The 317-nt window shown below is 75.4% G+C and carries 1 pseudogene; it reads left to right on the top strand.

The window, feature by feature from the left end:
* Positions 1-317 (top strand): annotated as a pseudogene (locus tag LO771_RS30170) (phenazine-specific anthranilate synthase component I); the annotation flags it as partial.

Genomic DNA, 317 nt, shown 5'->3' with positions numbered 1-317 from the left:
AGGGCGTGCAGAAGAAGATCGACCTCTTCGGCCGGTCCGAGATGGTCGGCTTCTACAACACCTTCGCGGCGCGCGCGGACGCGGACCTGATCGTCGCCCCGGGCGTGGCGGGCGCCGTCGAGGTCTGCCGGGACCGGGGGCCCGGGCAGGTCCACGCCCTGCGCGGCCCGGGCTTCCGCTCGGTCCAGTTCCACCCGGAGTCGCTGCTCAGCCAGAACGGCGTGCGCGTCTCGGCCGACCTGCTCGCCTCCCTCCTGGAGGAGCGGACCCTCCCTGCGGACCGGGGCGCCGCCCCCCTGACGACGGGGCCCCGGGTG

This window comes from Streptacidiphilus sp. ASG 303 (assembly GCF_020991365.1).
Lineage (GTDB): Bacteria > Actinomycetota > Actinomycetes > Streptomycetales > Streptomycetaceae > Peterkaempfera.
This window is presented reverse-complemented; position numbering and strand designations above follow the sequence as displayed.